This is a genomic window from Stenotrophomonas sp. 86156_Sma, from assembly GCF_056481625.1.
Genome location: NZ_CM151157.1, coordinates 395,646 through 417,754, shown reverse-complemented (window position 1 = coordinate 417,754; position 22,109 = coordinate 395,646). Strand labels below are relative to the sequence as shown.

Annotated in this window: 23 protein-coding genes; 8 read left to right on the top strand and 15 right to left on the bottom strand. The window is 66.0% G+C overall.

All coding sequences use genetic code 11. The features are described 5' to 3' along the window. Positions 1 to 41 precede the first annotated feature (41 nt). The 3 genes from ACZK33_RS01855 to folB all read right to left on the bottom strand — a co-directional run bounded on the left by ACZK33_RS01855 (position 42) and on the right by folB (position 4,032). Entirely contained in the window at positions 42 to 2,216 is a 2,175-nt protein-coding gene (locus ACZK33_RS01855; protein WP_423174677.1) for a glycoside hydrolase family 3 N-terminal domain-containing protein, read from the bottom strand. 128 nt (positions 2,217 to 2,344) lie between these two features. After that, a complete protein-coding gene (locus tag ACZK33_RS01850) occupies positions 2,345 to 3,616 on the bottom strand; it encodes a mechanosensitive ion channel family protein (protein WP_423174678.1) in 1,272 nt (423 codons plus the stop codon). A gap of 62 nt (positions 3,617 to 3,678) precedes the next feature. After that, positions 3,679 to 4,032: a dihydroneopterin aldolase gene (folB, locus tag ACZK33_RS01845; RefSeq protein WP_025878255.1), complete on the bottom strand. Its 354-nt coding sequence runs from the start codon at positions 4,030 to 4,032 to the stop codon at positions 3,679 to 3,681. Positions 4,033 to 4,341: 309 nt separating this feature from the next. Between folB and ACZK33_RS01840 the strand changes: the two genes are divergently transcribed. After that, a complete protein-coding gene (locus ACZK33_RS01840) occupies positions 4,342 to 5,052 on the top strand; it encodes a hypothetical protein (RefSeq protein ID WP_317608643.1) in 711 nt (236 codons plus the stop codon). A gap of 141 nt (positions 5,053 to 5,193) precedes the next feature. Here the strand turns inward: ACZK33_RS01840 and tsaD are convergent, their stop codons facing one another. Next, on the bottom strand, positions 5,194 to 6,219 hold the full coding sequence (gene tsaD / locus ACZK33_RS01835; protein WP_049421188.1) for a tRNA (adenosine(37)-N6)-threonylcarbamoyltransferase complex transferase subunit TsaD: 1,026 nt from the start codon (positions 6,217 to 6,219) through the stop codon (positions 5,194 to 5,196). Between the two features lie 166 nt (positions 6,220 to 6,385). Between tsaD and rpsU the strand changes: the two genes are divergently transcribed. From rpsU to ACZK33_RS01805, 6 genes are all read left to right on the top strand, one after another. Then, positions 6,386 to 6,601: a 30S ribosomal protein S21 gene (gene rpsU / locus ACZK33_RS01830; protein ID WP_002808376.1), complete on the top strand. Its 216-nt coding sequence runs from the start codon at positions 6,386 to 6,388 to the stop codon at positions 6,599 to 6,601. Between the two features lie 133 nt (positions 6,602 to 6,734). Continuing rightward, on the top strand, positions 6,735 to 7,178 hold the full coding sequence (locus ACZK33_RS01825; protein ID WP_005415013.1) for a GatB/YqeY domain-containing protein: 444 nt from the start codon (positions 6,735 to 6,737) through the stop codon (positions 7,176 to 7,178). Positions 7,179 to 7,282: 104 nt separating this feature from the next. Then, positions 7,283 to 8,203, top strand: coding sequence for a YihY/virulence factor BrkB family protein (locus tag ACZK33_RS01820; protein WP_005415012.1), 921 nt, complete (start codon positions 7,283 to 7,285; stop codon positions 8,201 to 8,203). Between the two features lie 61 nt (positions 8,204 to 8,264). Further along, positions 8,265 to 10,004: a DNA primase gene (dnaG, locus tag ACZK33_RS01815; RefSeq protein ID WP_423174679.1), complete on the top strand. Its 1,740-nt coding sequence runs from the start codon at positions 8,265 to 8,267 to the stop codon at positions 10,002 to 10,004. A 27-nt stretch (positions 10,005 to 10,031) separates the two neighbouring features. Further along, positions 10,032 to 10,532, top strand: a complete 501-nt coding sequence (locus ACZK33_RS01810) for a protein tyrosine phosphatase family protein (protein WP_134951714.1) — start codon at positions 10,032 to 10,034, stop codon at positions 10,530 to 10,532. A gap of 28 nt (positions 10,533 to 10,560) precedes the next feature. Beyond that, the gene (locus ACZK33_RS01805; protein WP_293796594.1) at positions 10,561 to 11,532 is read left to right on the top strand and encodes a bile acid:sodium symporter family protein; all 972 of its coding nucleotides are present in this window, start codon (positions 10,561 to 10,563) and stop codon (positions 11,530 to 11,532) included. 117 nt (positions 11,533 to 11,649) lie between these two features. On the opposite strand, the gene ACZK33_RS01800 is transcribed toward ACZK33_RS01805, so the two are convergent. The 6 genes from ACZK33_RS01800 to ACZK33_RS01775 form a co-directional block, all read right to left on the bottom strand. Further along, the gene (locus ACZK33_RS01800) at positions 11,650 to 12,393 is read right to left on the bottom strand and encodes a hypothetical protein (RefSeq protein WP_423174680.1); all 744 of its coding nucleotides are present in this window, start codon (positions 12,391 to 12,393) and stop codon (positions 11,650 to 11,652) included. Positions 12,394 to 13,070: 677 nt separating this feature from the next. Beyond that, on the bottom strand, positions 13,071 to 13,877 hold the full coding sequence (locus ACZK33_RS01795; RefSeq protein ID WP_423174681.1) for a calcium-binding protein: 807 nt from the start codon (positions 13,875 to 13,877) through the stop codon (positions 13,071 to 13,073). Positions 13,878 to 14,029: 152 nt separating this feature from the next. Beyond that, a complete protein-coding gene (gene cyoE, locus ACZK33_RS01790) occupies positions 14,030 to 14,923 on the bottom strand; it encodes a heme o synthase (protein ID WP_423174682.1) in 894 nt (297 codons plus the stop codon). 4 nt (positions 14,924 to 14,927) lie between these two features. Then, positions 14,928 to 16,091 carry a COX15/CtaA family protein gene (locus ACZK33_RS01785; RefSeq protein ID WP_032129725.1) on the bottom strand — a complete coding sequence of 388 codons (1,164 nt, stop codon included), beginning with the start codon at positions 16,089 to 16,091 and terminating at the stop codon, positions 14,928 to 14,930. A gap of 10 nt (positions 16,092 to 16,101) precedes the next feature. Next, the gene (locus tag ACZK33_RS01780; RefSeq protein ID WP_032129724.1) at positions 16,102 to 16,671 is read right to left on the bottom strand and encodes a hypothetical protein; all 570 of its coding nucleotides are present in this window, start codon (positions 16,669 to 16,671) and stop codon (positions 16,102 to 16,104) included. A 109-nt stretch (positions 16,672 to 16,780) separates the two neighbouring features. Then, the gene (locus ACZK33_RS01775; protein ID WP_125895788.1) at positions 16,781 to 17,497 is read right to left on the bottom strand and encodes an SURF1 family protein; all 717 of its coding nucleotides are present in this window, start codon (positions 17,495 to 17,497) and stop codon (positions 16,781 to 16,783) included. A 57-nt stretch (positions 17,498 to 17,554) separates the two neighbouring features. Between ACZK33_RS01775 and ACZK33_RS01770 the strand changes: the two genes are divergently transcribed. Beyond that, positions 17,555 to 17,773: a twin transmembrane helix small protein gene (locus ACZK33_RS01770; RefSeq protein ID WP_010484233.1), complete on the top strand. Its 219-nt coding sequence runs from the start codon at positions 17,555 to 17,557 to the stop codon at positions 17,771 to 17,773. Positions 17,774 to 17,793: 20 nt separating this feature from the next. Here ACZK33_RS01770 and ACZK33_RS01765 read toward each other — a convergent pair whose 3' ends face one another. The 5 genes from ACZK33_RS01765 to coxB are packed head-to-tail and all read right to left on the bottom strand — an operon-like array spanning position 17,794 to position 22,109. Then, the gene (locus ACZK33_RS01765) at positions 17,794 to 18,669 is read right to left on the bottom strand and encodes a cytochrome c oxidase subunit 3 (protein WP_005412024.1); all 876 of its coding nucleotides are present in this window, start codon (positions 18,667 to 18,669) and stop codon (positions 17,794 to 17,796) included. A gap of 14 nt (positions 18,670 to 18,683) precedes the next feature. Next, a complete protein-coding gene (locus tag ACZK33_RS01760) occupies positions 18,684 to 19,274 on the bottom strand; it encodes a cytochrome c oxidase assembly protein (RefSeq protein WP_180868821.1) in 591 nt (196 codons plus the stop codon). Next, complete coding sequence (locus ACZK33_RS01755; RefSeq protein WP_478454030.1) at positions 19,271 to 19,471, bottom strand: hypothetical protein; 201 nt, start codon at positions 19,469 to 19,471, stop codon at positions 19,271 to 19,273. The genes ACZK33_RS01760 and ACZK33_RS01755 overlap by 4 nt, the downstream gene beginning before the upstream one ends. Before the next feature lie 8 nt (positions 19,472 to 19,479). Continuing rightward, entirely contained in the window at positions 19,480 to 21,087 is a 1,608-nt protein-coding gene (gene ctaD, locus ACZK33_RS01750; RefSeq protein WP_004153896.1) for a cytochrome c oxidase subunit I, read from the bottom strand. Positions 21,088 to 21,146: 59 nt separating this feature from the next. Continuing rightward, a complete protein-coding gene (coxB, locus tag ACZK33_RS01745) occupies positions 21,147 to 22,109 on the bottom strand; it encodes a cytochrome c oxidase subunit II (RefSeq protein WP_189720468.1) in 963 nt (320 codons plus the stop codon).

The following is a 22,109-nucleotide window of genomic DNA, read 5'->3' as shown; positions in this document are numbered from 1 at the left end:
TGGCACAAACGACTTAATCCCCTCCGTCCCCTTTTTCTCGATCAGGCCTTCAGCAGCTCGAACTGCACGGCTTCGCCTGCTGCCGACGAGGCGCAGACCCACAGGTCGAACTGGCCCGGCTCGGCACGCAGCACGCCGTCGCGGCCGGTGAACGCCAGCTGCTCGCGGGTCAGGGTGAACACCACTTCGGTCGACTCGCCCGGCTGCAGCGCCACTTTGCGGAAGTCCTTCAGTTCGCGCACCGGACGTACGCGGCTGGCCACGCGGTCGTGGATGTACAGCTGCACAACTTCCTCGCCGGCCACGTCGCCGCTGTTGGTGAGCGTGGTGGTGATGGTCAGGGTGTCGTCCCAGCCGAGCTGGCCCGCACTCAACTGCGGCACGCCATAGGCGAAGGTGGTGTAGCCGATGCCATGCCCGAACGGGTACAGCGGCTCGTTCGGAATCTCGCGCCAGCGGGCCTTGAACTCCGACATGGTCGGCAGTTCCGGGCGGCCGGTGCGCGGGTGATTGTAGAAGTACGGCTGCTGGCCGGACACCTGCGGGAAGCTGACCGGCAGGCGGCCGGACGGGCTGTAGTCACCGAACAGCACATCGGCCACGGCATGGCCGGTCTGGGTGCCCAGGTACCAGGTCACCGCCACGGCCTGTGCATTGCGCACCGCGCCCTGCAGCGCCAGCGCGCGGCCATTGCGCAGCAGCACCACCAGCGGCTTGCCGGTCATCGCCACTGCCTCGGCCAGCGCCTGCTGTGCCGGCGGCAGGGTGATCTCCACGCGCGACTGCGCTTCACCGCTGTAACGCTGCGGTTCGCCCAGCGCCAGCACCACCACATCGGCGCGCAGCGCGGCGGCCACGGCCGCTTCGGTACCGCCCGGAATCGCGGCTTCCAGATCGCAACCCGGCACGATTTCCAGTAGCGCTTCATCGCCGATGGCGGCGCGCACGCCGGTTTCCAGATCCACGTAGCGCTGCTTGTCGCCGAACAGCGTCCAGCAGCCTTCGATGTTTTCGCGGTCCTGCACGAACGGGCCGATCAGCGCGATCTTCTGCCCACTCTTCTGCAACGGCAGCACGTTGTCGCGGTTGTTCAGCAGCACGATCGAACGACGCGCGGCATCGCGCGACAGCGCGTCATGTGCGGCAATGTGCGAGGTATCGGCTTCGCGCGCCGGGTCCAGCGAACGGTACGGGTCGTCGAACAGGCCGATGGTTTCCTTCAGCCACAGGATGCGGCGCACGCCTTCATCCAGCACCGCCATCGGCACCTCGCCGCTCTCGACCAGGCCCGGCAGGTGCTCGGCGTAGAAGCCGCTCTGCATGCTCAGGTCGAGGCCGGCGGTGAACGCCTTGGCGGTGGCATCGCGGTCGTCGGCGGCATAACCGTGCGCGACCAGTTCCATGTCGGCGGTGTAATCGGAGATCACCACGCCCGGGAACTTCCACTCACCGCGCAGGATGTCGGTCAGCAGTTCGGCGTTGGCGCTGGCCGGCACGCCGTTGATGTCGTTGAACGAGGACATCACGGTGATCGCGCCCGCATCGAAGGCGGCCTTGAACGGCGGCAGGTGCACGTCGCGCAGGGTCTGCGGCGAGATGTCCACCATGTTGTATTCCATGCCCGCCATCACCGCGCCATAGGCGGCGAAGTGCTTCGGCGTGGCCAGCAGCGAATCGGCAGCGCGCAGGTCGCTGCCCTGGAAGCCGCGCACGCGGGCGGCGGCGAACGCACACCCCAGCACCACGTCCTCACCGGCACCTTCGGCACCACGGCCCCAGCGCTGGTCGCGGGCGATGTCCACGGCCGGCGCATAGGTCCAGTGCAGGCCAGCAGCGGTGGCTTCGATGGCGGTGGCGCGTGCGGTGCGCTCGGCCAGCGCCGGTTCGAAGCTGGCGGCCTCGCCCAGCGGGATCGGGAACACGGTGCGCATGCCGTGGATGACGTCGGCGGCCAGGATCACCGGAATGCCCAGGCGGCTCTCTTCGGTGGCGACCTGCTGGATGCGGCGGCCCAGCTCGGCGCCCACGCCATTGAACAGCGAGCCGACCTTGCCCTCGCGCACCTGCTGCAGCACCTGGTCGGCATTGCGCACATTGGCTTCCGGGTTCACGTCCGGGGCGAACGGGCGGACCATGTCCGCGAAGACACCCAGCTGGCCGACCTTTTCCTCGACGGTCATCTGGGCAATGAGGGATTCGATGCGATCGGAGGCCACCGGCAGTCCTTGATGAAAACGTTTACAAGCCCGGCATTCTAGCGATCCCGGGCGATTTGGCGAGAGGTTTCTTCATTCAGTTTCAGCCACCAGCGGGGTCCGTATGGCCCCGCCAGGGGCACCGCAGCTTACTCCGAGCCGGCCAACTGGCGCTGCCCGGCCATCAACATGGCGTCGCTGGAGGCCTGGAACACGCGCAGGCCGAAGGCCGGCAGGATCGCCAGCAGGTGGTCGAAGATGTCCGACTGCACCGCCTCGTACTCGCCCCAGGCGGTGCTGCGGGTGAAGCAGTACAGCTCCAGCGGCAGGCCTTCGGTGGTCGGCTGCAGCTGCCGTACCAGCAGGGTCATGTCGGTATGGATGCCCGGGTGGTTGCGCAGGTAGCGCTCCACATAGGCCCGGAAGGTACCCAGGTTGGTCACCCGGCGGCTGTTGACCTCGGCCACGCCCTGTTCGCGCAGGCGCCCGTTCCACTGGCCAAGCTCCTGCTCCTTGGCCTGCAGGTAATCCCGCAGCAGCGCGACCTGGCCAAGGAAGGCCAGGTCGCCCTCGTCCAGGAAGCCGACACTGTGCTGGTCCAGATACAGCGCGCGCTTGATGCGGCGGCCACCGGCCTCCTGCATGCCGCGCCAGTTCTTGAACGACTCGGTCACCAGCTTCTTGGTCGGGATGGTGGTGATGGTCTTGTCGAAGTTCTGCACCGTGACGGTATGCAGCGCGATATCGATGACGTCACCATCGGCGTTCTGGCTGGGCATTTCGATCCAGTCGCCGATGCGCACACGGCCATCGCCACTGATCTGCACACTGGCCACCAACGACAGGATGGTGTCCTGGAAAATCAGCATCAGCACCGCCGTGGCCGCCCCCAGGCCGGTCACCAACGGCCCCAGTTTCACCCCCAGCAGCGTGGCGATGATGGACAGGCCGGCGGCCACGAACACCACGATCTTGACCACCTGCAGGTAGCCCTTGATCGGCTTGTTGCGCGCATCGGGCTTGCGCTCGTACAGGCTGTTGGCCGCGTCCAGCGCATGTGAGAACGCCATCGACACCGTCAGTACGGCCCATACGATGCACAGCTTGATGATGACGTTGACCAAGCCGGGTGGCAGGTCGGGAATGAGGGTGATGCCCGAGGCGATCACCTGGCTGGGCACCACGTTGGACAGGCGTGAAATGACCCGCATCAAGTGGCTGCCGCGCCCGGACTCGGCGCCCGGCAGGCGCTGCAGCAGGCGCCGCAGGCCACGCACCAGGATGCGCTTGGTCACCCAGTTGGCCAGGCCCGCTGCGATCAGCAGGGCTGAGATCATCAACGCCAGGTAGGCGCCGGGATAGGGTTCCAGTGTGTTCTGCAGCTTTTCCAGCCACTGTACCGCCACCACCGCGTCCACCATCAGTTGTCTCCTTGCGTTGTCGTTGTTGTTGGGGGTGCCGGCCAGCGGCCGGCACTACCGGATCAGTCCCGCGAGCGCTCGATGATCACGCCCACCGCGCGCGCGCCACGCACCGCGCCCGGCTTGCTCAGCTTCAGGCGCAGCCACTTCACGTCGAATTCGTCCAGCACGATCTGTGCGCAGCGCTCGGCCAGGGTTTCCACCAGGCCGAATTCCGACTCGCGCACGAACTGCTCCAGGCGCTTGCTCACCGCCTTGTAGTTCAGGGTATGGGCGATGTCGTCGGAGGCCGCGGGACGACGGTTGTCAAAGCCCATTTCCAGGTCGAACACCAGGTCCTGGCGGATCCGTCGTTCCCAATCGTAGATACCGATCAGGGCGTCGATCGTCAGCCCCTCGATGAAAACCTTGTCCATTGCGCTTAACCAGCCCGAATACAGGGGGCCATGGTAACGGCACGACGGTGAGCCTGCCCGGAACGGGCGGTGGGTGGCCGGCAGGAACGCGGCTCCAGAAAAGACAAAGGGCCCTGCTAGCGGGGCCCTTTGGTACCGCTCAACGTCCCCAGGGGAAGCTGGAATTCAGCCGCGAGTCCCGGAGCACACGCCGCAAGGTTAGGAGTGCCCCCCTGACCAGTCAATTGGCAAATGCGTCACGGCAGACGACCGGGTGAAAAACCGAGCCGATCCACGAAAGAACACTGACGATCATGATGCCGTTTTCTGATGTTCCTGCATCGTTCCCAGGGTCAAGGTGAAACCACGTTCCCTGGGAGTGAGTTGATGAAGGAAAGCAGGATCCTGCAGGCAGCTCTATCCAGGCAGAGATGGTCGACCTACGAGCGCATCGCTTCTCGTTGCGTAGCCGATCCAGCCACGCTCTATGCCTGGAACATGCAGATGTGTGCTGCTCTCCTGCCACCGTTGCACATCTGTGAAGTCGTGATCCGCAATGCAGCAGCTACGGCGCTGGTGCATCGCTATGGTCGATGCTGGCCCTGGCATCCAGCGCTGCTGCGCAGCCTTCCTGCCGAAGGCGCCCTTGCCTCGCTATGCGATGTCCGCGGCAGCGCCGGAGCTCCACGGGATGTACCGGAGGTCATCGCCAAACTGCGATTCGGCTTCTGGCAGCAATTGTTCGCTCGACGGTTCGAGCATTCGATCTGGGCCGGGACCATGGGCCTGGCGCTGCCACACGCACCCTCGGTGCCGCTGTCCGTCCTGCGTCGGTCCATCCATGCCGACCTCGACCGCATCCGCCTCCTGCGCAATCGGATCGCCCACCACGAACCCATCCTGGAACGCGACATCGGTGCCGACCTGGCGGCGATCGGACGGCTGATCCACGCCCGCTGCCCGCATACGCTGGGCTGGCTGCAGCGCCATGAGCGGGCGACAACGGTGTTGGCGGCGTCGCCGTTGGCAGGGCGTCCGTAATGTGTAGCCGGGCGTGGCCCGGCGCTACGGAGGCCTGCCTGTAGAGTCGAGCTTGCTCGACTGCTCTGTGTTCGTCATTGCGCCCAGTCGAGCAAGCTCGACTCTACAAACGCCGATCGAGCGGTTCGCGCGGCCGGGGGCTCAGACCGCAGGCAGGGTCGCCATGTCCCAGCGCGGGGTGACCTCGACCTTTGGCGGGCTGTGCTGGCCAGCCTGCAGGCGCAGCGCGCCGGCGAAGGCGATCATCGCGCCGTTGTCGGTGCACAGTGCCGGCCGCGGGAAGCAGGCACGGCCGCCGAGACGCTCGGCCATCTGCTGCAGGCGGGCGCGCAGACGCTTGTTGGCGCCGACACCGCCGGCCACCACGATCACGTTGGTGCCGGCCGCTTCCAGCGCGCGCTCGCATTTGATCGACAGAGTCTCGACCACGGCGTCTTCGAAGCCCCGAGCGATGTCGGCGCGGGTCTGTTCGCTCTGGTCACTGTCGCGCCAGGCCATCAGGACCTGGGTCTTCAGGCCGGAGAAGCTGAAATCCAACCCCGGGCGGTCGGTCATCGGCCGCGCGAAGCGGTAGACACCCGGCGTGCCCTGCTCGGCCAGCCTGGCCAGCTGCGGGCCGCCCGGATAGGGCAGGCCCATCATCTTGGCGGTCTTGTCGAAGGCCTCGCCGGCGGCATCGTCCAGGGTTTCGCCCAACAGGCGGTACTGGCCGATCGCGTCCACCGCCACCAGCTGGGTATGGCCACCGGACACCAGCAGCGCCACGAACGGCGCTTCCGGCGGGTCGTCCTCCATCAACGGGGCCAGCAGGTGGCCTTCCATATGGTGTACGCCCACCGCCGGCACCTCCAGCGCCCAGGCCAGCGACCGCGCCACGCCGGCGCCGACCAGCAGTGCGCCGACCAGGCCGGGACCGGCCGTATAGGCCACGCCGTCGATATCACCTACACCCAGGCCGGCGTCGGCCAGGGTCTGGCGCACCAGCGGCAGCAGCTTGCGGACGTGGTCGCGGCTGGCCAGTTCGGGCACCACACCACCGTATTCGGCGTGCAGGGCGATCTGGCTGTAGACCGCATGGGCGCGCAGGGCCGCGCTGCCGGCCAGGTCGGTGTCATACACCGCCACGCCGGTCTCATCACAGGAAGATTCGATGCCAAGGACTCGCATGCCTGCTATTATGACGCCCCTGCCGCCCCCTCGGGGGACGCGCAGGTCTCACTGCTTTCGAACCTCTGGCCCGTATTCAGGGTTGGCCGCTTGCAGTTTGTCGTTTCGCCGCTATAATGTGCGGCTCGCCGGGCGTGACCCGGTTCTACTGTGTCCCGGAGATTCCATGCCCAGCGTCAAAGTCCGCGAGAACGAGCCCTTCGAGTTTGCTCTTCGCCGCTTCAAGCGCACTTGCGAAAAGGCCGGTGTGCTGGCCGAAACCCGCAAGCGCGAGTTCTACGAAAAGCCGACCCAGGAGCGCAAGCGCAAGGCCGCCGCTGCTGTGAAGCGTCAGCTGCGCCGCTCGTCGCGCGACGTCACCAAGCGTCAGCGCCTGTACTGATCGGACGCATCTTCATTGCGATGGGCTTGCCTGTCGCGATGGAGCCGAAGCCGGCACGCGCGAGCGTCGCCGGCTTTTTGCGTTTCCGGGTTCGGGCATCCGCCCCGCCCCACCTACCACCACGAGGTTCCTCATGAGCATGAAGCAGCAGCTCACCGAAGACATGAAGGCCGCCATGAAGGCGGGCGAGAAGCACAAGCTGGGCGTGATCCGCCTGATCAACGCCGCCATCAAGCAGCGCGAAGTGGACGAGCGCATCGAGCTGGATGACACTGCCGTGATCGCCGTGCTCGACAAGATGGTCAAGCAGCGCAAGGACTCGGTCAGCCAGTACGAAGCGGCCAACCGCGAAGACCTGGCCGAGATCGAGCGCGCCGAGATCGTGGTCATCGAAGCCTACCTGCCGGCCAAGATGGGCGAAGCCGAGATCGTGGCCGCCATCCAGGCTGCCATCGCCGAGACCGGCGCTTCCGGTCCGGCCGACATGGGCAAGCTGATGGGCGCATTGAAGCCCAAGCTCGCTGGCCAGGCCGACATGGGTCTGGTCTCCAAGCTGGTCAAGCAGCAGCTGGCGTAAGCCATTGCCGGGGTCGGATCCCTTTCGCATCGCGGAAGGGCTCTGACCCCATTGATGCACCCGCTTCACCGCACCTTCGTCGCTCGCCTGCTACAACCACACCCATGGTTGAACCCGAGCCCAACGTTCCCGTGTCCCTGCACAAGTACCTCAAGCGCCTGCAGGACAGCTTTCCGATGGCGGTGGCCAAGCGCTTCATCGACGTCGACGTGCTGACCCAGGCCGCCTCCGTTTCCTTCTACGCCCTGCTGTCGATGGCCCCGCTGCTGGTGCTGCTGCTGTGGTTGACCGCTTCGCTGTACCCGCCGGCACAGCAGGCGCTGATCGACCAGATCAGCTCGGTGGCTGGCAGCAGCGCGGCTACGGTGGCCGAAACCGTCCTGAAGAACGCCGACAACCAGCCCGACGTCGGCTCGTTGGCGGGGCTGTGGAGCACGCTGCTGCTGTTCGTCGGCGCCACCGCCGTGTTCGCGCAGCTGCAGAACGCGCTCAACCTGATCTTCCGCACCAGTGGCGAGCGCCTGGAGGGCATCAAGGCATGGCTGCGCAAGCGTGTGTTCTCGTTCGGCGTGGTGCTGGCCCTGGGCTTCCTGCTGATCCTGTCGATGACCGCCACCACGGTGCTGCAGGTGGCCTTCGCGCAACTGCCCTCGATCCTCCCCGCGTTAGGGTACGTCACCAGCCTGCTGCTGTACGCGGTGGGGTTCGCCTTCATGTACCACTACCTGCCCGACCGCCGCGTGGCGTGGCGCCAGGCCTTCATCGGCGGCGTCATCACCTCGGCACTGTTCGCACTGGGCCGCTACGGCATCGGCGTCTACATCGCCACCGTGGCCCCCGGCAGTGCCTACGGCTCGATGGGCGCGCTGGTGATCTCACTGGTCTGGATCTATTACGCGACCGTGGTCTTCTTCGTTGGCGCGCTGATGACCGCGGTGATCGATGAGCGCCTGCGCGCGCGCCATCACCTGGCCGCCGCCGGCATCGATCCGGCCACCGCCAGCCAGGTGCCCGACAGGGGGTAAACTAGGGCAACCGCCCCCGGTTCCGTCGCGTGGTCCTGTACCGCGCCCTGCCCTGTTGCCCATGGCCCGTATCCCCGACGCTTTCATCGACGATCTGCTCGCCCGCTCCGACATCGTCGAGGTGGTGGGCAGCCGCGTGCCGTTGAAGCGACAGGGCAAGGAATACGCAGCGCGTTGCCCGTTCCATGACGAGCGCTCGGCGTCGTTCACGGTCTCGCCCACCAAGCAGTTCTATCACTGCTTCGGCTGTGGCGCGCACGGCACCGCGATCAGCTTCCTGATGAACTACGACCGCCTCGAATTCCTCGACGCGGTGGATGAACTGGCCAAGCGCGCAGGCATGGAAGTGCCGCGCAGCGAGAATCCGCGCAGCCCCCAGCAGCAGGACGACAGCCGCGAGCTGTACTCGGCGCTTGAGGCGGCCACGAAGTTTTTCCAGAGCAACCTGCAGGGCAGCGACAAGGCCCGCAGCTACCTGGATGGCCGCGGCGTGGATGAAGAGAACCGCGCGCGCTTCCAGATCGGCTACGCGCCGGATGGCTACAGCGGCCTGCGCGATGCGCTGGGCAAGGACGAGCGGCGGATGAAGCTGCTCGACCGCGCCGGCCTGTTCTCCAAGAACGATCGCGGTCACGTCTACGACAAGTTCCGCGACCGGGTGATGTTCCCGATCTTCGACCGCCGCGGCCGGGTGATCGCCTTCGGTGGCCGCGTGTTCGAAAAGGACGACGGCCCCAAGTACCTCAACTCGCCGGAAACCGCGCTGTTCCACAAGGGCCGCGAACTGTACGGACTGTGGCAGGTGCGCCAGGCCAACCAGAAGATCGAGCGGCTGATCGTGGTCGAGGGCTACATGGACGTGGTCTCGCTGTTCCAGTTCGGGGTCACCCAGGCGGTGGCAACGCTGGGTACCGCAACCACGCCGGACCATGCCGAGCTGCTGTTCCGCAACGCACCGGATGTGTTCTTCTGCTTCGACGGCGACGCCGCCGGCCGCCGCGCCGGCTGGAAGGCGCTGGAGTCGGTGCTGCCGCGCATGAAGGATGGCCGCCAGGCCTTCTTCCTGTTCCTGCCCGACGGCGAGGACCCGGACACCATCGTGCGCAAGGAAGGCGCCGAGGCCTTCAACGAACGCCTGAAGCAGGCCACCCCGCTGTCGCAGTTCTTCTTCGACGAACTGACCCGCGAAATCAACCTGGGCACGCTCGATGGCAAGGCGCGCCTGGCCGAGCGCGCAAAGCCGATGCTGGCGCAGATTCCCGACGGTGCCTTCGGCGACCTGATGAAGCAGCAGCTGGCGCAGCTGACCGGCCTGGGCGGTACTGCCCAGGCCACGCGCGCGCCGATGCCGCAACGCCAGCCGCAGCGGACGATCCAGCCCGTGGCCAAGCGCAGTCTGGTGCGCGGCGCGATCGCCGTGCTGCTGCAGCAGCCGTCGCTGGCGCTGACGCTGGGCGGCAAGCATCACTTCCAGGGCCTGCGCCTGCCCGGCGTGGAACTGCTGCTGGAGCTGCTGGGACTGGTCGAACAACGTCCGGACATCAGCACCGGCGCACTGCTGGAGCACTTCGACGGGCGTGAGGAACAGACATCACTGCACACGCTGGCTGCGCAGACACTGCCTGGCACCGAGGCCAGCTGGACCCAGGAACTGCACGACGCCGTGGCCCAGCTGGAGAAACAGCTGCTGGTGCAACGTCTGGAGGAGTTGTTGGCAAAGCAGCGCCAGCAGGGCCTGGACGATACTGACAAGTACGAACTGCGCGAGCTGCTGAAGGCGCGCGCCGGACTGCGCCTGTAGCGGCAGAACGTTTTCACGGAGAGGACCATGCTGCTGCGCCTGACCTGCCTGCTGTTGTTGTCGCTCTGCCTGCCGCTGACGGCCCTGGCCGAAGACGCGCCCCTCAACGAAGTCCGCCCCGGCCTGTACGCCGGCGGCCAGCCCAGCGCTGTACAGCTGCAGGCCTTGGCCACGCAGGGCGTGCGCACCGTGATCGACCTGCGCCAGCCCGACGAAGACCGCGGCTTCGATGAAACGCGCGTGGCCGAATCACTGGGTCTGCGCTACGTACGCATTCCGGTGGCCGGCGCCGAGGGGCTCGATGCCGCCAACGTGCGCGCCGTGCATCAGGCCCTGCAGCAGAGCCAGGGGCCGGTGCTGCTGCACTGCGCCTCCGGCAACCGCGCCGGTGCCGTGCTCGGCCTGGTCAATGCACGCTACGAACACGCCAGCCCCGAACAGGCCCTTCAGCTGGGCCAGCGTGCTGGCCTGAAGTCGCTGGAAGCCGCCACCCGCCAGCGCCTGGCCACGCCGGTCACCTCGCCCTGAACCCTCCGCACCAAGGACTCTGCCCACCATGACCCGCTGGTGGTCGCGCCTGCGACCGGACAACTTCACCCTCGCCCTGCTGTGCACCGTCGGCCTGGCCTCGCTGCTGCCGATGAAGGGCGCCGCCGCCATCGTGCTCGATGATGTCACCACCGTCGCCATCGCCGCGCTGTTCTTCCTGCATGGTGCGCGCCTGCCGCGCGAGTCGATCATCGGCGGCATGCTGCACTGGCGGCTGCACCTGACCATCCTGGCCTGCACCTTCATCCTGTTCCCGCTGCTGGGGCTGATGTTCAAGCCACTGTCGGGCTGGCTGCTGACCCCGGAGCTGTACCTGGGCGTGCTGTTCCTGTGCACCCTGCCCTCCACCGTGCAGTCGTCCATCGCGTTCACCTCGATGGCACGCGGCAACGTGCCTGCCGCGGTATGCAGCGCGTCGCTGTCGAGCATCCTCGGTGTGTTCCTGACGCCGCTGCTGCTGACCGCACTGGCCGGTACCTCCGGCGGCGTGCACGACCCGCTGCATGCGATCGGCGGCATCATGCTGCAGCTGCTGGTGCCGTTCGTGGCCGGCCACCTGCTGCGGCCGTGGATCGCCGGCTGGGTGGAGAAGCAGCGCGCGCTGCTGCGCTATACCGACCAGGCCACCATCCTGCTGGTGGTGTACTCCGCGTTCGGCGAAGCGGTGACCGAAGGGCTGTGGAGCAAGACACCGCTGCTGTCGCTGCTGGCCGTGGCGGTCGTGGCCGCCGTGCTGCTGGGCATCGCGATGCCACTGATCACCTTCATCGCGCGTCGCCTGCGCTTCAATCGCGAGGACGAGATCGCCATCGTCTTCTGCGGCTCGAAGAAGAGCCTGGCCACCGGCGTGCCGATCGCCAAGGTGCTGTTCGCCGGTGGAAGCCTCGGCGCGATCGTGCTGCCGGTGATGATCTACCACCAGATCCAGCTGATCGTCTGCGGTGTGATCGCGCAGCGGTATGCGAAGCGCGCGCCCTGATTGGGCGCGCGGGTTTTTGTAGAGAGCCCATCCACGCGCGGCGTGGATCTACCAAACCGCGGATGGCGTGAACCCACAGTAGATCCACGCCATGCGTGGATGACGCATACGCCGCCGCTAATCCACGATGGCCGCGGCGATGTCGTGCAGCACTCGGGCGTTGCGCTCCACGTCGCTGCCCGGCTCGCCCGTGACGGTCAGACTGTAGCTCTTGCTGTCTCCCGTCCAGGCAAGCTCAACCCGAGTACGGCCGACACTATCCACAACCTTCCCGAGGTGAGCGGGCTTGCCGTCCACCACGGTGTTCTGCGCCTCCGCGATGACCTCGATCTGCATGCCCGCAGCGAGGAAGTTGTTCTCGCTGAACTCCACGATGCCGACACCCTCCAGCCGGTAGAAACGGCTCAAGCCCGAGGACTTTCCACCCTCCAACGCACCACTGGGCTCCATGCCAATCATCTCGGCTGCGCCCAGCAGGCTGCTTTCCAGCCTGCTGGGTGGCTGCGGCAGGCGCTGGCGTAGTTCTGGAGTTGAGCGGTGAGTCCGCGGCACGGCAGCCAGCATTTCGGCCTGCGTTGGGATGCTCCCTGCTGCAACCCGCACGACACCGTTGGATCGTTCGATGTCATCGCGAAGCTGCCGCTTCACTTCTCGGGGGGCATCAAGGTCTGCCAGTTTCACCATCTGGTAGCTGCCCACTCTGGCGGACGATCTTCCCATTGCCGAGGCCTCCTGCATTGCAGCCTGCATGGCACGTTGGTGTAGCCAGCTCCCTACCGCATCGGGAGCAGGTTCATTCTGGGATGCTTGAGCTGACATCGACATGGCCAGCGAGAATGCGATAAAGCAAAGAATCTTCATGATGCTCACCACCCCGAAAGTTGGCAATCGACCGCACTCGTGGATTGCGTAAATACGCGACCGCCCAGCACCCATGTGTGATATCCGTGAACAACCATTCGTTCTGGATCACTGCCATCGCCTGCGTAAAATCGCCAGGAGTACAGTCCATTGTTAGGCGCACCGAAAGCATGCTTCGGCTCAATGTTCCCGAGGGGAACGTGCCTGGTTACGGCCGACCCCTGAAAATTGCGAAACTGGGGCCGTTCATAGGTCACGGATTCGTTGATGAATCCAATGCAGTTGGCCCGACTCAGTGCTTTTACTTCTGCTGCTGCATTGCCAGCCAGGCAGGTAAGCGCGGCACACAGAACGATGGGCAGAGAAACATGACATCTCATTGATTGCTCCACAGAATTGCGAGTCATCCCGCAATACCTGTGTATCTACTGTTGATGATCCGGTCTGGTGGAACAGTCGGTATCTGTGACGCCTTGCGTGCAGGAAGCTGACAGCGCGGCAAAACCCTACAGCGCGACGGCTTGGTCGATGGGCGCAGTTGCAGCCCTCCCGGGAGAAACCCGACACTGGCTGCGCCGGGTTCCATGAGAGCCCATCCACGCATAGCGTGGCTCTACTCCCACCGATGGCGTGAACCACCAGTAGATCCACGCCATTCGTGGATGGGTTGCCTGCCGTTACGGGCCCACCAGCGTGCCGACGCTCAGCTCCGGCATCCACACCCACAGGTCGTACGGCCGTTTCGCATCGGCATCGACCCGCGGCGCCGTGGCCACCTGCTCTGGAAGTGACCGCGCCACGCAGCGGCCCGCGCATCCCCACACCTGACCACGCTGCGCGCCCAACCGCACGCTGTAGATCTCCAGATCCCGCAGCTGGGAGGCCATCGGGTGCAGCTGCATTTCCGGCGGCATGCCCTGCGGCCGCTGCAGCATGGCGTGCACGTTACCGGTCAGCACCAGCATGCGTGCGTCAGCCGGCAGGCGCCGGTACAGGCGCCGCAACTCGGTAGCCATGCGGTCATCGCGTGCCTGGTTGCCGCCATCGCTGTTGTCGACGTCATAGCCGACCACATCGATGGCACGACCCTGTGCCTTCAGCGCACGCAGGTCTTCGATCATCGCCAGCATGTCGCGGCTGCGACGGCCGTCATGCTGGTCATCGCGCACGGTCCAGAACGCGCGGCCATGCAGGTGCTGGCGCGCCGCGGCCCCGCCATCGGATTCCAGATAGTCGTGCAGCGCAGGGTTCTCTGCACGCGGCAGTTCCAGGGCCAGCAGGACAGGGCCGTTACGGCTGTAGTCGTCCACCAGCTGGCGTACCAGCAGCGGTGTCTCGCGGGTACCGTGAAATTCACCCAGCACCAGCAGGCGATGCTCACCGGCGTGCTGGCGGATCTGCACGGCGGTGTCGTCGGCATGCGCATTGAGGGCCATGCCGAGCGCCAGCAGCAGCGCGCTGGTCCAGCGGAAGATCGAATTCATCCCTGCGCCTTCCTTTCCTTGAGGTCAGGAACAGCAATGGCGACACAGCAACCGCGGTTCAAGTAGATCCACGCCATGCGTGGATGCGCCCACCATCAGACCGGGTCAGAGCCCCGACGGGGATCCGGCCCCGAGTCGAGCATGGCTCGACTCTACAACCAGGGCAGGATCCAGTGGTCCACCAGCAGGAAGGCGAACAGCGCCATCAGGTAGACGATGGAGTAATAGAACATCTTCATCGAGAACAGTTCGTCCGGCGGATTGAGCATGCGCCAGGCGTACCAGAGGAACACGGCGTTGAGCACGATCGCGCCGCCCAGGTAGAACGCACCGCTCATGCCCACCAGGTACGGCAGCAGGCAGACCAGCGCCAGCACCACCGAATACGCCATGATCTGCTTGCGGGTATGCACCACGCCATGGGTCACCGGCAGCATGGGGATCTCCGCCTTTGCGTAGTCCTCGCGGCGGAAGATCGCCAGCGCCCAGAAGTGCGGCGGCGTCCAGATGAAGATGATCAGCACCAGCAGCGACGAGTACGCCCAGTCCGACGAGCCCTGCATGCCGGTCACCGCGGCCCAGCCCAGCATCGGCGGCATTGCGCCGGCCAGGCCACCGATGACGATGTTCTGCGAGGTCGCACGCTTCAGGTACACGGTGTAGATGACCGCGTAACCGATCAGCGAGGCGAAGGTCAGCACTGCGGTGATCAGGTTCACCCACAGCACCAGGATGACCATCGACAGCACGATCAGCACGCCGGCGAACACCAGCACCTGCCACGGCTTGACCTTGCCCACCACCAGCGGACGCCACGAGGTGCGGGCCATCTGCGCATCGATGTGCGCATCCAGCAGCTGGTTGATCGCCGCGGCCGCCGAAGCGGCCAGCCAGATGCCCAGGAAGCCGAGCACGCCTGCGCGCACCTGCTCCCAGCTGGGCACGCCGGGGATGGCCAGGACCATGCCGACCAGGGCGGTGAAGACAATGAGGGCAACGACCTTGGGCTTGGTCAGGTCCCAGTACTGGCGGTAATTGGAAAACATGGAATCAGTCCGGGGCACGCAGGCGGGCCAGCAGGCTGACCAGCACGAACAACAGGGCAACGGCCACGCCGTTGTGGGCCACCGCCACTTCCAGCGGCAGCGCCAGCTTCACATTGAGGATGCCGAGGGTGACCTGCAGCACCAGCAGCGCGATCAACGCGCTGGCCCAGCCACGCATGCTCGGCAACCGGAACAGGCGCACGCCCAGCCACAGCAGGTAGACGGCCACCACCACCGCGAACAGGCGGTGCGCCATCTGGATGGCGATACGCGAGGCGCCATCCAGCACGCCGCCTTCGTAGTCCACGCCGATGCCACGCCACAGGGTGAAGCCTTCGACGAAGTTGTGCTGCGGCCACCACTGGTTGGCGCAGCGCGGGAAGTTGTCCAGCGAGGCGCTGCCACCGCCGCAGGCCAGCGCCGCGTAATTGGCGCTGACCCAGCCCCCCAGCGCGATCTGGGTGACCAGCACCGCTACGCCGATGCGCAGCAGCCACTTCAGCTTCGGCGCCTCGGCCAGGGTGATCGGCATGTGCGTCGCGCGCCAGGCCATCCACACCAGCAGGCCGAACATCAGCATGCCACCGAGCAGATGGCCCATCACTACGATGGGTTTGAGCAGCAGGGTCACCGTCCACATGCCCAGCAAGGCCTGGAAGATCACCACCGCCAGGGTCAGCAATGCAGCGCGCGCCAGGTCGATGTTGCTCCAGCGCAGCGCGGCGATCAGCAGGATCGCCTCACCGATCAACGCCAGCACGCTGGCCGTGCCATGCCAGCCCATCATGTACAGCGGTATGCCGGCGGCCACCAGCACGCAGGCGGTCACCACCGCCGTGCTTCCGAATCGCCGCTTGCGCGTGGCCAGCAGCGCCAGGGTCAGGATCTCGATGCCCAGCGCGCCGGCCAGGAAGCGGTGCACCTGCTCACGCCAGGCCTTGTGGGTCTCCAGCGGGCGGATCTCCGCCGCCGGGTGGCCGATGGTCTCTTCCACGTGCTGCGGCCAGGTGGCCTGGCCATAGCAGGTCGGCCAGTCCGGGCAGCTCAGGCCGGCATCGGACAGGCGCACGAAGGCGCCGAACATGATCGTGCTCGCGGTCATGATCATGGCGAACCACGCCAGGCGGTGGAAATTGCGGTGCAGCGCCGGACGCGCGGAAAGGCTCATCAAACGGGACTCACTTCAGTTTCAGCAACGTGGCCATGTCCTTGCGCAGGCCACCCAGGTCGGTGCCCGGGGCATGACGCATGATCACGAAGCCGTTCGGATCGATCACGTAGACCGGCAGGCCAGCCGGATCGTCGACGCCGGGCAGGGCCGCGCGCAGTGCTGGCGACGGAGCCAGCGGCCGCAGCGCGGGCAGCGAGGCGATCGACGCCGGTGGCGTTCCCAGCCACAGGATTTCGACATTATCGGCGTTATGGCCGAACAGCTGCCACACCTTGCCCAGCCCCTGCGACAAAGTGACGCACTGCGCGTCGCAGGCACCGGCCGGCGCCACCAGCAGGCGCCAGGTACGGGCCTCGGGGTTCCAGGCGTAGGGCTGGCCGCTGGCCAGGGTCGGCGCCTGCTGGCGCAGGTCCACCGGCGGCTTCAGCAGCTGGCCGGCATTGCGGTGCCCGGTCGGTTGCCAGCCGGAGAAGCGCAGCACGGCGGCCAGTGCCATCGCACCGAAGAACACGGCAAACAGCAGCACCAGGGTCCGGCGGCCGGAGCCGCGCGCCTGCGGGGACGTAGCAGTGTTCATGCGGGGCATTTTCTCATGGTTGGGTAAGGGATGCGGGTGTGGTGCCCCGGTAGTGCCGGCCGCTGGCCGGCATCCAGGAATCCGAGGGGATGCCGGCCAGCGGCCGGCACTACCGGGCCACGGCACGTCTCCTGCGCCACTCCAGCACCAGCGCGACCACCAGCACGGTCAGGGCCAGGCCGAACCACTGCACGGCGTAGCCCAGGTGACGCTGCGGCGGCAGCGTGTTCGGCAGCAGGTCCAGATCGCGTTCGTCGCCGAATGGCAGTGCCGGGTCCAGGCGCAGGACGCGGTCGGGCAATACCGGTAGGCCAAGCGCCGCCGCCAGGCCTTCGGCGGGCAAACGGCTGGCCAGCCAACGCCCGGCCTCATCGGTAGCGGAGAACGCCGGGCCCAGTGCCAGTCCCGCCGACGGCGGCGGCGCCAACAACCCACGCACCGCCACCGGCGAAGGCGGCGCCGGCACATCCGGCAGCGTGCGATCCGGCGGCAGCGCGCGCCAGCCGAGGTCGACCAGCAGCACGCTGCCTCCGTCACTGCGGAACGGACGATAGATCTTCACCCCGGCGCGACCATGCCGGGTCTGGTTGTCCAGCAGCACCACGCCGGGCAGGAAGCGGCCGTGGTCGGCCACGCCGTGCAAGGCGCCGGGCGCCGCCAGAGCCTGCGCCAGTGGCAGCGCCTGTGCCACGGCTGGACCTTGTGCATCCAACATTGCCTGTTTGGCATGCATGCGCTGCAGCTGCCACAGCCCCAACGCGGTGAAAGCAGCCATCGCCAGCAGCGCCAACAGCCAGCCGATCAGGCGCGTGTGCTGGCGCATCATGACAAGTCCGCGCAAACGCGGTCAGATAGGCCCATCCACCCTGCCCTCGAGCCGCGCATGAGTGATTCGCTGAAGACCCTGCTGGTAATCGCGTTTCTAATCGTCATCGTCTGGAATCTGGGCGCCGGCCTGTATTACCTGCTGGTCGACCGCGGCCAGACCAAGCGCACGGTCAACGCACTGACACGCCGCATCGGGGTGTCGGTGGCCTTGATCGTACTGGTGATCGTGAGCATCTACATGGGCTGGATCAAACCGCACGGCATCGGCGGCTGAGGCCACCGATACGTGCGCGGTCAAAGCACGTAGACGAACATGAAGAGCATCAGCCACACCACGTCGACGAAGTGCCAGTACCACGCGGCGGCTTCGAAACCGAAATGGTTGTCGCGGGTGAAGTGCCCCTTGGCCGAACGCAGCCACATCACGATCAGCATGATCGTGCCCAGCAGCACGTGCGCGCCGTGGAAGCCGGTCAGCATGAAGAACGTTGAACCGTAGATGCCCGAACCGAGCGTCAGGTTCAGTTCCTTGTAGGCGTGGATGTACTCCTCCGCCTGCAGGGTCAGGAAGCCGAGGCCGAGCACCACGGTCAGGCCCAGCCAGATCAGCAGCTGGCGACGGTTGCCCGCCTTCAGCGCGTGATGGGCAATGGTCAGGGTCACGCCGGAGGTCAGCAGGATCAGCGTGTTGATCAGCGGCAGGCCCCAGGCCGGAATGGTCTGGAACGCGCCACCGATCGCCGCCGGGCCATTGGTGGGCCAACCCGCCGAGTAGCCCTGCCAGAGCAGCTCGTTGGTCATCACCCCGCGGCCTTCGCCGCTGAGCCACGACAGGCCCAGGTTGCGGGTGTAGAACAGCGCGCCGAAGAACGCACCGAAGAACATCACTTCGGAGAAGATGAACCAGATCATCCCCATCCGGAACGAGCCATCGACCTGATGGTTGTAGTTGCCGGCCTGCGATTCGCGCACCACGTCGCTGAACCACCAGAACAGGGTCAGCACCAGCATCGCGATGCCGATGTAGAACGTCCAGCGTCCCCAGCTGGCATCGTTGAGCCAGCTGGCCACGCCTACCATGGTCACCATCATCGCGATGGAACCCACGAACGGCCATTTGCTCTGGGCCGGGACGAAGTACACGTTGGCGTCGGTCGGTGTCTGGGCCATGTCGGTATCCGGGGTCAGGGTGCGGCGTGCGCGCCTTCCGAGGTGGCGGCCGGAGCCAGCCGATCGGACAGCGCGTCGTTGCGGTAGAAGGTGTAGGACAGCGTGATCGTCTTGATCTCCGGTGGCAGGTCCGGATCGACGATGAAGCGCACCGGCATGTCGCGCTTCTCGCCGGCCTGCAGCGTCTGCGCGGTGAAACAGAAGCACTCGGTCTTGCTGAAGAAGCCCGACGCACGCGCCGGTGCCACCGAAGGCACCGCGCTGCCGACCACTGCCTGCTGGCTGTCATTGCGGGCGAAGTACAGCGCTTCGTTGAGTTCGCCGGGCACCACGTCCATGGTCAGCTGCTCGGGATGGAACGACCATGGCAGCCGTGAGTTGACCCCGCCATCGAATTCCACGCGCACGGTGCGCTTGCCGGCCGCCGCGCCGGTACTGGCCTCGCTGCCGGGACCGCGTTCCAGGCGCACGCCGAACACCTTTTCGCAGGCGATGCGGTACAGCGGTACCAGCGAGAACGTGAGCAGGAACACCGCCACCGCCACGCCGATCAGGCGCGGCAGCCCCGCACTGCGTGACGGTGTGCTGGCCGGCGCCTCGCTCATCGGCCGATCACCCCGCTGAGGATGAAACCGACGTAGACCAGCACGGCGATGGCGCCGACCCACATCGCCGTGCGCCTGGCGCGCTGGCGTTGCTGCTCGATGCTTCCACCCTGGTAGAGCCGACCGCTGGTCGGCTGCTTTTCGTCAGTCGAGCATGGCTCGACTCTACCGATCGGGAGCGGGCTCTCGTTATGCATGCCCCACCTCAATGCGTGATGTCGTCATGCGCCAGATCCCCCGGGCGGATGGTCGGCGGCGTGGTGAACGTATGCGCCGGTGCCGGCGACGGCAGCGTCCATTCCAGGCCGCGCGCACCTTCCCACGATCGGGCCTCGGCCTTCTCGCCATTGCGCAGCGAGGACAGCAGGATCGCGGCCATCATGAACGGGGTGACAAACATGCCGAACGCGCCGATCGAGCTGATCAGGTTCCAGTCGGCGAAGGCCACGCTGTAGTCGGGAATGCGGCGCGGCATGCCGGCCAGGCCGAGGAAGTGCTGCGGGAAGAACAGCAGGTTGACGAACACGATCGACCACCAGAAGTGCACCTTGGCCCACTTCTCGCTGTACATCCGCCCGGTCCACTTCGGCCACCAGTAGTACACCGCCGCGATCAGCGCGAACACCGCACCGGTCACCAGCACGTAGTGGAAGTGCGCGACCACGAAGTAGGTATCGTGGTACTGGAAGTCAGCCGCCACGATGGCCAGCATCAGGCCGGAGAAGCCACCAATGGTGAACAGGATGACGAAGGCCACCGACCACAGCATCGGTGCCTCGAACGTCAGCGAGCCACGCCACATGGTGCTGACCCAGTTGAACACCTTCACGCCGGTCGGGATCGAAATCAGCATGGTGGCGAACATGAAGTAGATCTCGCCGCCCAGCGGCATGCCCACGGTGAACATGTGGTGGGCCCAGACGATGAACGACAGGAACGCGATGGCGGCGGTGGCGTACACCATCGCCTGGTAGCCGAACAGCGGCTTGCGGCTGAAGGTCGGGATGATTTCGCTGACCACGCCGAAGGCCGGCAGGATCATGATGTAGACCTCGGGGTGACCGAAGAACCAGAAGATGTGCTGGTACATCACCGGGTCACCGCCACCGGCGGCGTTGAAGAAGCTGGTGCCGAAGAACTTGTCGGTCAGCAGCATGGTCACCGCACCGGCCAGCACCGGCATCACCGCAATCAGCAGGAAGGCGGTGATCAGCCAGGCCCAGCAGAAGATCGGCATCTTCAGCAGATCAATGCCGGGCGCACGCATGTTGAGCACGGTGGCGATGATGTTGATCGCGCCCATGATCGAACTGATGCCGGCCACGTGGATGGCGAACACGCTGAAGGCCACGTTGTAGCCACCCTGCAGCGACAGCGGCGGATACAACGTCCAGCCACCGGCCGGCGCCCCCCCAGGCAGGAACAGGGTCAGCAGCAGCAGGCTGAAGGCCACCGGCAGCAGCCAGAACGACCAGTTGTTCATGCGCGGCAGCGCCATGTCCGGCGCGCCGATCTGCAGTGGGATCATCCAGTTGGCGAGGCCGACGAAGGCCGGCATCACGCCGCCAAAGATCATCACCAGCGCATGCACGGTGGTCATCTGGTTGAAGAACTCGGGCTTGACGAACTGCAGGCCCGGCTGCGCCAGCTCGGCGCGGATCACCACGCTCATCGCCGCACCGATGATGAACATGATGAAGCTGAAACCCAGGTACAGCGTGCCGATGTCCTTGTGGTTGGTCGAGAAGAACCAACGCTCGAAGAAACTCTGCTGGTGATGGTGATCGTCGTGCCCAACTGCCGAGTGCGCCATTGCAAAACACCTCTCAGAATCGGTTGTCACCACGGCCGCGAACGGCCGCGGGCTTTACATCACGCGCCGCTGGCCACGGTGGCAGGCGCGCTGCCCGCTTCTGCAGCAGCAGGCGCAGCCGGTGCCTCGCTCGCCGGTGCAGTCGGTGCCGCCGGTTCGGCAGGTGCCGCCGGCGTTGCCGGCTCGGCGGGCGGCGCCGGCTTGCGCTGCGCCAGCCACTGCTTGAACTCTTCCTTGGACACCGCCTCGACCACGATCGGCATGAAGCCATGGTCCTTGCCGCACAGCTCGGCGCACTGGCCGCGGTAGACGCCGGGCTGCTCGATGCTGGTCCAGGCTTCATTGATGAAACCGGGGATGGCGTCCTGCTTCCAGCCCAGCGCCGGCACCCACCAAGCGTGGATCACGTCATCAGAGGTGATGACGAAACGCACCTTGGTATCGACCGGCAGCACCAGGCGGTTGTCGACATCCAGCAGGTAATGCGGGTGAGTCTCGCGGGTCGGCACGATGCCACTTTGCCGCACGCGGTCGGACTCGCGGTCCAGGCGGCTGGTGAAGGTGACGTTCTCGCCGAGATACTCGTACTTCCACATCCACTGGTAGCCGGTGACCTTCACCGTCATCTCGGCATCGCGGGTGTCGTACATCTTGATCAGGTTGGCCGTGGCCGGCCATGCCATCACGATCAGGATGATCACCGGGATCACCGTCCAGATGATCTCGGCCTTGGTGTTGTGGCTGAAGGTGGCGGCGACCGCGCCCTTGGATTTGCGGAACTTGAAGATGGCGTAGGCCATCGCCCCGAACACGATGACGCCGATCACCGTGCAGATGATCAACGAGAGATTGTTCGATTCCCAGGCCAGGCGCGAGGTCTGGGTCACCCCCTTGCCCATGTTCAGCTGCCACGGCTTGGGATCGGCCGCCTGGGCCCAGGCCAACGCCGGCATCAGTCCCCCGGCCACCATGGCGGCGACCGCTGCAACGCACTTCGTGCCCCACCTGCTGCTTTGCTTCAT

Bases quoted from the DNA above. Each gene is read 5' to 3' on its own strand.
- ACZK33_RS01850 (WP_423174678.1), bottom strand. From the start codon at position 3,616: ATGGTGGACGCGGTGGTGGCGGTACAGTGGCTGGAAAAGCTGCAGAAC.
- folB (WP_025878255.1), bottom strand. From the start codon at position 4,032: ATGGACAAGGTTTTCATCGAGGGGCTGACGATCGACGCCCTGATCGGT.
- ACZK33_RS01840 (WP_317608643.1), top strand. From the start codon at position 4,342: ATGTTCCTGCATCGTTCCCAGGGTCAAGGTGAAACCACGTTCCCTGGG.
- tsaD (WP_049421188.1), bottom strand. From the start codon at position 6,219: ATGCGAGTCCTTGGCATCGAATCTTCCTGTGATGAGACCGGCGTGGCG.
- rpsU (WP_002808376.1), top strand. From the start codon at position 6,386: ATGCCCAGCGTCAAAGTCCGCGAGAACGAGCCCTTCGAGTTTGCTCTT.
- ACZK33_RS01825 (WP_005415013.1), top strand. From the start codon at position 6,735: ATGAGCATGAAGCAGCAGCTCACCGAAGACATGAAGGCCGCCATGAAG.
- ACZK33_RS01820 (WP_005415012.1), top strand. From the start codon at position 7,283: ATGGTTGAACCCGAGCCCAACGTTCCCGTGTCCCTGCACAAGTACCTC.
- dnaG (WP_423174679.1), top strand. From the start codon at position 8,265: ATGGCCCGTATCCCCGACGCTTTCATCGACGATCTGCTCGCCCGCTCC.
- ACZK33_RS01810 (WP_134951714.1), top strand. From the start codon at position 10,032: ATGCTGCTGCGCCTGACCTGCCTGCTGTTGTTGTCGCTCTGCCTGCCG.
- ACZK33_RS01805 (WP_293796594.1), top strand. From the start codon at position 10,561: ATGACCCGCTGGTGGTCGCGCCTGCGACCGGACAACTTCACCCTCGCC.
- ACZK33_RS01800 (WP_423174680.1), bottom strand. From the start codon at position 12,393: ATGAAGATTCTTTGCTTTATCGCATTCTCGCTGGCCATGTCGATGTCA.
- ACZK33_RS01795 (WP_423174681.1), bottom strand. From the start codon at position 13,877: ATGAATTCGATCTTCCGCTGGACCAGCGCGCTGCTGCTGGCGCTCGGC.
- cyoE (WP_423174682.1), bottom strand. From the start codon at position 14,923: ATGTTTTCCAATTACCGCCAGTACTGGGACCTGACCAAGCCCAAGGTC.
- ACZK33_RS01785 (WP_032129725.1), bottom strand. From the start codon at position 16,091: ATGAGCCTTTCCGCGCGTCCGGCGCTGCACCGCAATTTCCACCGCCTG.
- ACZK33_RS01780 (WP_032129724.1), bottom strand. From the start codon at position 16,671: ATGAACACTGCTACGTCCCCGCAGGCGCGCGGCTCCGGCCGCCGGACC.
- ACZK33_RS01775 (WP_125895788.1), bottom strand. From the start codon at position 17,497: ATGATGCGCCAGCACACGCGCCTGATCGGCTGGCTGTTGGCGCTGCTG.
- ACZK33_RS01770 (WP_010484233.1), top strand. From the start codon at position 17,555: ATGAGTGATTCGCTGAAGACCCTGCTGGTAATCGCGTTTCTAATCGTC.
- ACZK33_RS01765 (WP_005412024.1), bottom strand. From the start codon at position 18,669: ATGGCCCAGACACCGACCGACGCCAACGTGTACTTCGTCCCGGCCCAG.
- ACZK33_RS01760 (WP_180868821.1), bottom strand. From the start codon at position 19,274: ATGAGCGAGGCGCCGGCCAGCACACCGTCACGCAGTGCGGGGCTGCCG.
- ACZK33_RS01755 (WP_478454030.1), bottom strand. From the start codon at position 19,471: ATGCATAACGAGAGCCCGCTCCCGATCGGTAGAGTCGAGCCATGCTCG.
- ctaD (WP_004153896.1), bottom strand. From the start codon at position 21,087: ATGGCGCACTCGGCAGTTGGGCACGACGATCACCATCACCAGCAGAGT.
- coxB (WP_189720468.1), bottom strand. From the start codon at position 22,109: ATGAAGCAAAGCAGCAGGTGGGGCACGAAGTGCGTTGCAGCGGTCGCC.